This window comes from Nitrospirota bacterium (assembly GCA_016214385.1).
Lineage (GTDB): Bacteria > Nitrospirota > Thermodesulfovibrionia > UBA6902 > JACROP01 > JACROP01.
The window spans coordinates 1-8489 of record JACROP010000107.1; the positions used below are offsets into that span (position 1 = coordinate 1).

Sequence of the window (8489 nt, forward strand, 5' to 3'; positions counted from 1 at the left end):
AGGGGCGACCTTGATGCCAGACTCGAGATAAAGGATGGAGACGAGTTTGCGCCTATAGCCATGAACATCAAAAAAATAGTTGATTCCCTCAAGGAAAGGGTGTCTAAGGGACAGCGGGTTGTGCGTCAATACGCCATACTGACTGAATTGATGGGGTTTATTTCATCCGAGCTTAAGACTGATGTTATTCTCAAAAACCTTGTTGACCGCACAAAGGATCTAATCAAGTCGCAACATTGTTGTGTAATAATTTTTGACCCCAAAACAATCACAACGAGATTTTTTATTGCAAATGAGGGCATTCAGGACCCATCAACCGTCAGATTGAGCACTGAGGGGCTTTTCAGGAAAGTATTAAAAGACCAGGTCCCTTTAAGAATTGAGAAAACAGGAGAGCACATAGAAGTTCCCGAATTAAATCTGAAAGTAAAAGACATACTCGCTGTGCCATTAATTTCATCGGGAGATACCTCAGGGGTTTTGATATTGGCTGATAAACTTAAAGATTCCTTTGACCATGAAGACGAGGATATGTTAATGGATTTTGCCTTCCAGGCATTTCTGACAGTCTCTGTGCACGAAGAGATTATAAGACTTGCTGTAGTAGATGGGCTCACAGGACTTAACAATCACAGGCATTTTCAGGAGAGGTTAAAAGATGAAATAGCGAGGGCAAGGAGATATGGAAGAGAGGTTTCCCTTTTGATTCTGGATATTGACCATTTCAAAAATTTTAACGACATTTATGGGCATCAGGTCGGAGATAGGGTTCTCAAATCCATTAGCTCTATTATAAAGGAGCAAATACGGGCCACTGACCTTGCCGCCAGATACGGTGGAGAAGAGTTTGCCGTAATTCTGCCAGAAACAGATTATGCAGGTTCACGCATTCTTGCTGAAAGGCTGAGAAAAAAAATTGCTGAAACTCCTTTCATTCTTCCAAATGGCGAAAGGGCATTTATAACTATCAGTATAGGATTTGCCAGTTTTCCAGAAAATGCAGGGGATAAAGACGAATTTATTGGAAGTGCCGATAAGGCCCTTTACTTTGCAAAGGAGCACGGCAGGAACATGACATGTGGGTTTGCCGAGACCCTCGAAGCTGAGCCTGTCGAAGCTGAGAAAGGCGCCTGGTATCTGGAGCATGCCTCTAAGAGCATCGAGGCGAGCGTTATTGAAAACCTCGCCATGGCGGTTGACTCCAGGACACCATATACAAAGGGGCATTCAGCAGAGGTAGCCAGGCTATCAGTCGCATTAGCCAGGGAGCTTGGCCTCAGTGGAGAGGATATAGAAAGATTGAGAACTGCAAGCATACTGCATGATATAGGGTCCGTAAGTATACCGGATAAAATTTTAAACAAGCCATGTGACCTTACTGAAGAGGAGAAAAAAATTATTATGGCACATCCAGGACTCGCAGAAATGCTACTGGGTAAATACCCGCACATAGAAGAAATACTGCCAGCTATTCTTTATCATCATGAGCGATTTGATGGCAATGGTTATCCAAACGGATTGAAAGGAGAAGAAATCCCTCTGCATGCACGAATTCTGGCAATTGCTGAAGCATTCAATGCCATGGTCTCACCAAGACCGTATAAAAAGAGCCTCACCATCCAGCAGGCAATTGATGAACTAAAGGCAGAGTCTGGCAGGCAGTTTGACCCCAAACTGGTCAAGGTTTTTATAAAGTTTTTAAACACTCAGATTTCCACTCCGAAATAGCAACTTGCATGCTTAAGGTCAATGAAATCTTTAAGAGCATCCAGGGAGAGTCTACATATGCAGGACTGCCATGTGTTTTTGTCAGACTTGCCGGCTGCAATCTGAGATGTTCTTATTGCGATACAGCTTATGCTTATTACGATGGAAGGGAGATGTCAGGCAAAGAAATATTTTCAAAAATTAAGGATTACAAAATTAAACTTGTTGAATTTACAGGTGGAGAGCCCCTTCTGCAGAAAGATATTTATCCGCTGATAAGCAGTCTCCTTGATAAAGGTTATAAAGTCCTCGTTGAAACCAATGGTTCAATAAGCATTGCAGGGCTTGACAGAAGGGCTATTGTTATAATGGACATAAAAACACCTGAAAGCGGCATGAGTGAGAAAATGGATTTTAAAAACCTTAACCTGCTGAAAGAAAAAGACGAGGTTAAATTTGTCGTAATGAATAGAGAAGATTACTCATGGGCAAAAGGCATTATTGAGAAATTCGGGCTTATTAAAAAATGCCACGTCCTTATGTCGCCTGCCTTTGGCCTGGTCAAACCCGATACCCTCGCTTCATGGATTCTGCGTGACAACCTCCCAGTAAGGCTTCAACTGCAAATTCATAAATATATATGGAAGGTAGGAGAAAGAAAAAAAGTTCATCTTCAAAAAAGTTGCTAAAAAGTAAACGTGAGTGAAAGGCATATAAGCTGTCATTCCCGCGAAAGCGGGAATCCAGAGAAAGTATGAGAAACTATTATGTTTATATCCTGGATTCCTGCTTTCGCAGGAATGACCTTTTGAGAATATTTATTGCAACTAAATGGGAGATGAACCAAAAATAAAAACAGATGTTTGATGAGGAGCTAAGGAAATTAAAGGAGAAGGGCCTCTTAAGGGAGCTTAAATGGCTTGAATCATCTCATGGCCCGAGGGTAGTCATCAACGGAGAAGAATACTTAAACTTCTCATCAAACGATTATCTCGGGCTTGCCAGCCACCCTGAGATTATAAAAGCTGCTGTAAATGCCCTGAAAAAATACGGCTTTGGCTCAGGCGCATCAAGGCTTTTAAGCGGCTCCTACATTCCCCATAGAGAGCTTGAGGAGCGGATAGCCAGATTTAAAGGGACAGAGGCTGCCCTAATTTTCAATACAGGCTATTCAGCAAATACCGGGGTAATACCTGCCATTGTGAAATCCGGTGATACAATCTTGAGCGATGAGTTAAATCATGCAAGCATTATTGATGGCGCAAGACTTTCAAAGGCAGAGATAAAGGTTTACAGACACAGGGACGTTAATCACCTTGAAGAACTTTTAAGAAAATCCGCGGGCAAAAAACTCGTAATAACTGACACTGTATTCAGCATGGACGGGGATGTTGCGCCTCTTAAAGATATAGTTTCTCTGTACAAAAAATATGATGCAATGCTTATGATTGATGATGCCCATGCAACTGGCGTCCTCGGAAGGACAGGCAGGGGAGCGTTTGAGCATTTTGGTATTGAAGCTTCGGCAAGCTCAGCTCAGGGCATAATCCAGATGGGAACTTTAAGCAAGGCATTTGGCTGTTTCGGGGCATTTGTTGCTGGTTCAAATGACCTGATAGAACTTCTGATAAACAAGGCGAGGAGCTTTATTTATTCAACCGCCCTTCCTCCTGCATTAGCAAGCGCTGCAATAAAGGCAATAGATATAGTTGATTCTGAATCGCATGGGCTGAGGGATAAACTATGGAAAAACAGAAGAAGGCTTTACCGGGGACTTAAGAGAATTGGTTATAATACCCTTGATTCTGAGACGCCTATAATTCCACTGTTAACAGGAGACATTGAAAGCACCATGAGGCTAAGCAATTATCTTTATGACAATAAGATATTTGCTCCAGCAATAAGGCCGCCGACAGTGCCTGAGGGAAAATGCAGGATAAGATTTTCTGTTACAGCCGCACATACGGAGGAAGATGTAGATGCGGTTATTGAAAGATTAAAATTTCAAAAATCAAAAATCAAAAATCAAAATTGTGGAAGAGAAGATTTTTAAATTAAAAGTTTCCTTAATTTTGCATTTTGAATTTTACATTTTTAATTTGCATTAATTATGGTCTGTCTAATTACAGGTTCATCTCGCGGTCTTGGTAAAGCTATTGCCCTCGCATTTGGCAGGAGGGGGCATCAGGTTGTTATCCATTATAAAGATAAAAGTAGTGAAGCAGAAGAAGTTGCCTCACAGGTAAAGTAATCAATAGTGCTTAAAGCTGATGTCAGGAATTTTGAAGAAGTAAAAACTCTGACTGACGAGGTTATCAAAAGATGGGGAAGGATTGATGTCCTTGTAAATAATGCCGGTATTACAAAAGAGTCCCTGCTCTTAAAGACATCGGATGCAGATTTTGATGAAGTAATGGCTACGAATCTTAAAGGCCCGTTTAATTTTATACGGGCAGCAACACCATACATGATAAAACAGGGCCATGGGCACATAATAAATATCTCCTCAATTGCTGGAATTAAAGGTAAGGCAGGGCTTTCAGCCTATTCTGCCTCAAAGGCTGCTCTTATTGGCCTGGCACTATCGGCTGCTTCAGAGTTTGCTCAACATAATATAATGGTAAATGCAGTCCTGCCTGGCTACATGCTAACTGACATGGGCAGCAACGCTACAGATAAGGCAAGAGAAACGGCTTTGAGGGACAACCTTCTCAGGAGGTTTTCAAATCCCCATGAAGTTGCAGAATTCATAGCCCATCTTTCAGAGACAAGTGGAATAACAGGGCAGGTATTTAATCTGGATAGCAGGGTTATATAACTTTTTATGCACTAATATCCATTTCTCCGATTAAAAGACTCGGAGAGCCCAGCCTGCCGAAAAACCTCAGGTCCTTGCCAACACCCCCCACCCTTTTGAACATCTCAAAGATATTTCCTGATATAACTGCCTCCTTAACTGGAAACAAAGGTCTTCCATTTTCTATCCATAAGCCAGAGATACCAACTGAAAAATCTCCTGATATGGGATTAGCTGTATGCACACCCATTGCCTCAATGACAAAAAGCCCTTTTCCAACTGAAGAGACGAAGCTCTGAAGCTTTGAAGTTTTTTCTTCTGCACTTTTGCACTTCTGCCCTTCCGCACTAAGTATCTCTTCAGCCTTAAGCCTTAAGCCTTTAGCCTCATCCTGAGGGGTAATATAAAGATTTGTGATTCCCACGCCAGGATAACTCTTGAAACTCCCCCTTACTGCATTACCTGTTGAGACAATTCCTGCCTTTCTTGCAGTATAAGTGTTGTGTAGAAAGCCTGTAAGCCTTCCATTTTCAATAAGGACTTTCCTGCGAGCTGGAATACCCTCATCATCAACAGGAGACGTGCCAGGGCACCACGGCATTGTGCCATCGTCAATTATATTCAATATAGGGCTTGTTATGATTTTATCAACCCTGTCTGCTAACAAAGACTTTCCCTTTTGCACTGATTCTGCAGAGAATGAAAGGCTGAGGATGCCCAGGAACTCGGATGCCACCATAGGGTCAAGTATAACAGGCGCTTTTACAGCATTGATTTTCTTTGCACCTAAAAGCATCACCGCCTTCTTTGCTGCCCCTGCACCTATGGAAGCAAAATCAATATCTTTGAGCTGTCTGCTAAATCCATAGTCCCAGCCCATCTGGCTGTCTCCCCCATCCTGGGCAATGGCCATTACATGGGCACTGACAGAAGTGCCTTTATATGAAATGTTCACACCTTTTGAGTTAAATATGGCAACATCATTGCTGACAAAAGTAGATGTAGCCTTTCTGACCTTTTTTACCTTCCTGTCAAAAGATAGTGCCCCATTCTCAAGAAGCACAGCGTTTTTTATAGCATCGTCCTCGTTTATCAATGTAATATCTTCATCCCATATAAGGACATCCGAAGGAGACCTAAAATCAGCAATATCATTGTATCCGTCTGCGCCTGTCCAGCAAGCTCCCTCCAATGCCTTTTCTACACATTTATCAATAGGTGGGACGTTCTTATTAGACCGACTGCCGACTGCCGACTGCTGACTATCAACAGGCCCTGATATAAAAGAAAACCCGAGTCTCTGCCCCTTAATGACCTTAACTGCCATGCCAAATTCTCTGGCCGTCTCTAATGCCTCTACCCCGCCATCTTTGGCCTCTGCTGAAATGCTCTTTGAGGCCTTTATAAAAACCTCGGCGCCATCACAGCCCTTTTTAAGGGCAAGTCTAAGCGCATCCTCTGCTAATGAAGCAATGTCCATAATCTATCCTTTCATCCTGTTAGCTTGCAATGGATAATATACTATATGAGCGTGTTGCCAAACAATCCTTTTCGCTTTCATCCACCATACTCACTTTGGCTTGTGATTTTTAAAGTTAATTGATACAATTATCACATCTTTACCACGATGCTTGCATCATCAAACATTAAGGAGGTATGGCACCATGGCACTGCAATGGACTCAAGCCTTATCAGTAGGTGTAGATGAGATTGATAACCAGCATAAAGAGTTATTTAACAGAATAAACAACCTGCATACTACAATAAGTCAGGGTAAGGGCAAGGAAGATATTGCTAAAGTAATCAAGTTTTTAGAGGATTACGTAATAACACATTTTGGCGCAGAAGAAAGGTATATGACCAGATATGACTATCCAGGCTATTTAGCACACAAGGCACAACACACAGAATTTATAAAAGACTTTTCTAACTTAAAAAAAGAGTTTGAGACACAGGGTGCGACTTCATATTTAGTAATACAGGTTAATCTTCGGGTAGGTGATTGGCTTATAAATCATATCGGCAAAGTAGATAAAGCCCTGGGTACGTTTTTGGAGACTAAGATATGAGAAAGATAGTATTTTTACTATTGATGTTATTCCTTTTAATTCCTGCCATATCCCATGCCGATTATTTAATACAATTCAAAGATGGCCGACAAATCACAGCAGATGAATATGAAGAAGTCGAGGGGCAAATCAAGTTTTATATCCATGGCGGAGAGGTAACTGTAGATAAAAACGACATACGCAGCATTAAAAAAATTGAAATTGAAAAGAACGAAGGCGTTGTACATGAGAAAGAGAGCGGGATAGAAGAAACACCAGCGACGTCAAAACCTGAGACGAAGAATGAAGGAGATAGAGAGACAAAAGAGAAAACTCAGGCATTAAGGGAAGAGCGTGACAGAGTTTCAAAACAAAAAGAAGCCCTGATACCAGAAAGTGAAAAACTTACCAAGGAGAGGGAACAGCTATCAGAAGACCTGAAGAAAGAAGGTAGACTTATGTCTCCCACAAAGAAAAGAGCATTTGACAAGAGATTGAAGGAACTCGAAGAAAAGACTATACAATTTAATAAAAACCTCCAGGACATCGAAAATAAGGAAAGAACAATAAGTAGCGAGATCGAGTCCCTTGAACTTGAAAAAGAAAAGAAAGTACAATAACATCAAGGGGCAATCCACAATAAACAAAAAACTTAATTAACCACAGAGAACACAGAGGGCACGGAGAAAACAGGGTTTTATAATTTCCTGTTTGCAAATAAACTCTTATTTTTACTACTATTATAATCATTTACTTAAAGTAATGCTTGAAGAATCTAACGGCATAACTCTGCTCGAACTCCTTATTGTTATCACAATAATCGGGATAATAACCCTCGTATCTACGCCTCTGCTCGGTCAGTTCAAATCAAATTACAGCGTGCGCTCAGCAGCAACAGATTTAATTCAGAATATGAGGCTTGCAAGGGCAATGGCGATAAAGGAGAACAGAGAGTATCTGATTGTCTTTGATACTGCAAACAACAGGTATCTAATGGGTTTCGATGGAGATGGCGACAGGAACCTCACAACTCTTAATATGGATACCTTTGGAATCTGCAAGGACATTGATGGTGACAGACTGCCCAATGATGATACTGATGCTAATGGAGATAATGTGCCTGACTGTGTGATGGTGGTAAATTTACAGGACTATGGCGCAGATGTAGAGTTTGGGACAATGGCATCCGAAAATCCAGATGGTTCGCCGCTCTGTAAGAATGCACCAGTGTGTTTTGGAAGCACTGAACCTCCGAGAGCAGATTTTAATCCCAGTGGCTCTGCAGGCAACTTAGGCTCTGTTTATCTTCAGCATGCCGGGAGAGGTTATAGCTATGTGGTCCGGATAAGCAATCATGCTGGTGCAGCAAGTATGTGGAAATGGAAAGGTGAAAAAGGTAATCTTAAACCATCCCAGGGGCCGGATAATTCTCAATGGATAGAGGTAAGATGAAATCGATTTCTACCATATCTTTCTCAGGCTTTTCAGTCCCTTCAGATAGTCCTCGTATTCCAGATTTGCTTCAACTCTATATTCCTTAAATATCTCCATCATCTTTGAGATAGAAACTCCTGCTATCCGTGCTGCCTTTTCGATAGATGCCTCTGATTTTTTATATTTCTCTATAGCAAGCATTATCCTGCCGAGGTCAACGAGCTCTCTTACTGCCTTTGAAACATCTTCTTTTTCTTCCTTGGCAAGGGAAGAAAGAAATCTATAGTTGTCGTCATCCACACGTATGCTTAAGGTTTTAGTAGCCATCTTAAATACCTCCTTTTATTTGTTTTGTTGCGTCCTCAATTATTGCCCTGTTATACCTGCCAATAGATTGAAGCTTCTGCAACTTAATAATGGCTTCATCTCTGTCAATAAGGCCTTTTTCAAATGACCTTATTAAAATAGCAATTGCTGTGACAAATTCTACCTTTAAAATCTTA

Annotated in this window: 11 protein-coding genes; 8 read left to right on the plus strand and 3 right to left on the minus strand. The window is 41.3% G+C overall.

What is annotated here, in order from left to right:
• The 5 genes from HZC12_06675 to HZC12_06695 form a co-directional block, all read left to right on the plus strand.
• A partial coding sequence (locus HZC12_06675) for a diguanylate cyclase (GenBank protein MBI5026395.1) occupies window positions 1-1728 on the plus strand: 1728 nt, incomplete at its 5' end.
• Window positions 1729-1736: 8 nt separating this feature from the next.
• On the plus strand, window positions 1737-2396 hold the full coding sequence (locus HZC12_06680; protein MBI5026396.1) for a radical SAM protein: 660 nt from the start codon (window positions 1737-1739) through the stop codon (window positions 2394-2396).
• A gap of 170 nt (window positions 2397-2566) precedes the next feature.
• Entirely contained in the window at window positions 2567-3760 is a 1194-nt protein-coding gene (gene bioF / locus HZC12_06685) for an 8-amino-7-oxononanoate synthase (GenBank protein ID MBI5026397.1), read from the plus strand.
• Window positions 3761-3817: 57 nt separating this feature from the next.
• On the plus strand, window positions 3818-3958 hold the full coding sequence (locus HZC12_06690) for an SDR family NAD(P)-dependent oxidoreductase (GenBank protein MBI5026398.1): 141 nt from the start codon (window positions 3818-3820) through the stop codon (window positions 3956-3958).
• A 6-nt stretch (window positions 3959-3964) separates the two neighbouring features.
• A complete protein-coding gene (locus HZC12_06695) occupies window positions 3965-4525 on the plus strand; it encodes an SDR family oxidoreductase (GenBank protein ID MBI5026399.1) in 561 nt (186 codons plus the stop codon).
• Between the two features lie 4 nt (window positions 4526-4529).
• Here HZC12_06695 and HZC12_06700 read toward each other — a convergent pair whose 3' ends face one another.
• Window positions 4530-5984 carry a TldD/PmbA family protein gene (locus HZC12_06700; protein MBI5026400.1) on the minus strand — a complete coding sequence of 485 codons (1455 nt, stop codon included), beginning with the start codon at window positions 5982-5984 and terminating at the stop codon, window positions 4530-4532.
• Window positions 5985-6168: 184 nt separating this feature from the next.
• Between HZC12_06700 and HZC12_06705 the strand changes: the two genes are divergently transcribed.
• The 3 genes from HZC12_06705 to HZC12_06715 all read left to right on the plus strand — a co-directional run bounded on the left by HZC12_06705 (window position 6169) and on the right by HZC12_06715 (window position 8004).
• Window positions 6169-6573 carry a hemerythrin family protein gene (locus HZC12_06705; protein ID MBI5026401.1) on the plus strand — a complete coding sequence of 135 codons (405 nt, stop codon included), beginning with the start codon at window positions 6169-6171 and terminating at the stop codon, window positions 6571-6573.
• Window positions 6570-7172, plus strand: coding sequence for a hypothetical protein (locus HZC12_06710; protein MBI5026402.1), 603 nt, complete (start codon window positions 6570-6572; stop codon window positions 7170-7172). Before HZC12_06705 ends, HZC12_06710 begins: the two co-directional genes overlap by 4 nt.
• Before the next feature lie 142 nt (window positions 7173-7314).
• The gene (locus tag HZC12_06715; protein MBI5026403.1) at window positions 7315-8004 is read left to right on the plus strand and encodes a GspH/FimT family protein; all 690 of its coding nucleotides are present in this window, start codon (window positions 7315-7317) and stop codon (window positions 8002-8004) included.
• Between the two features lie 9 nt (window positions 8005-8013).
• Here HZC12_06715 and HZC12_06720 read toward each other — a convergent pair whose 3' ends face one another.
• Together HZC12_06720 and HZC12_06725 are read right to left on the minus strand one after the other, a co-directional pair.
• Window positions 8014-8313: a UPF0175 family protein gene (locus HZC12_06720; GenBank protein MBI5026404.1), complete on the minus strand. Its 300-nt coding sequence runs from the start codon at window positions 8311-8313 to the stop codon at window positions 8014-8016.
• A gap of 1 nt (window position 8314) precedes the next feature.
• Window positions 8315-8489, minus strand: a 175-nt coding sequence (locus tag HZC12_06725; protein MBI5026405.1) for a hypothetical protein, incomplete at its 5' end; no start/stop codon positions are given.

What these genes read in the sequence shown, in the direction of transcription:
- HZC12_06680 (MBI5026396.1), top strand. Translation starts at nt 1,737, where the DNA reads ATGCTTAAGGTCAATGAAATCTTTAAGAGCATCCAGGGAGAGTCTACA.
- HZC12_06690 (MBI5026398.1), top strand. Translation starts at nt 3,818, where the DNA reads ATGGTCTGTCTAATTACAGGTTCATCTCGCGGTCTTGGTAAAGCTATT.
- HZC12_06720 (MBI5026404.1), bottom strand. Translation starts at nt 8,313, where the DNA reads ATGGCTACTAAAACCTTAAGCATACGTGTGGATGACGACAACTATAGA.
- HZC12_06710 (MBI5026402.1), top strand. Translation starts at nt 6,570, where the DNA reads ATGAGAAAGATAGTATTTTTACTATTGATGTTATTCCTTTTAATTCCT.
- bioF (MBI5026397.1), top strand. Translation starts at nt 2,567, where the DNA reads ATGTTTGATGAGGAGCTAAGGAAATTAAAGGAGAAGGGCCTCTTAAGG.
- HZC12_06715 (MBI5026403.1), top strand. Translation starts at nt 7,315, where the DNA reads ATGCTTGAAGAATCTAACGGCATAACTCTGCTCGAACTCCTTATTGTT.
- HZC12_06705 (MBI5026401.1), top strand. Translation starts at nt 6,169, where the DNA reads ATGGCACTGCAATGGACTCAAGCCTTATCAGTAGGTGTAGATGAGATT.
- HZC12_06700 (MBI5026400.1), bottom strand. Translation starts at nt 5,984, where the DNA reads ATGGACATTGCTTCATTAGCAGAGGATGCGCTTAGACTTGCCCTTAAA.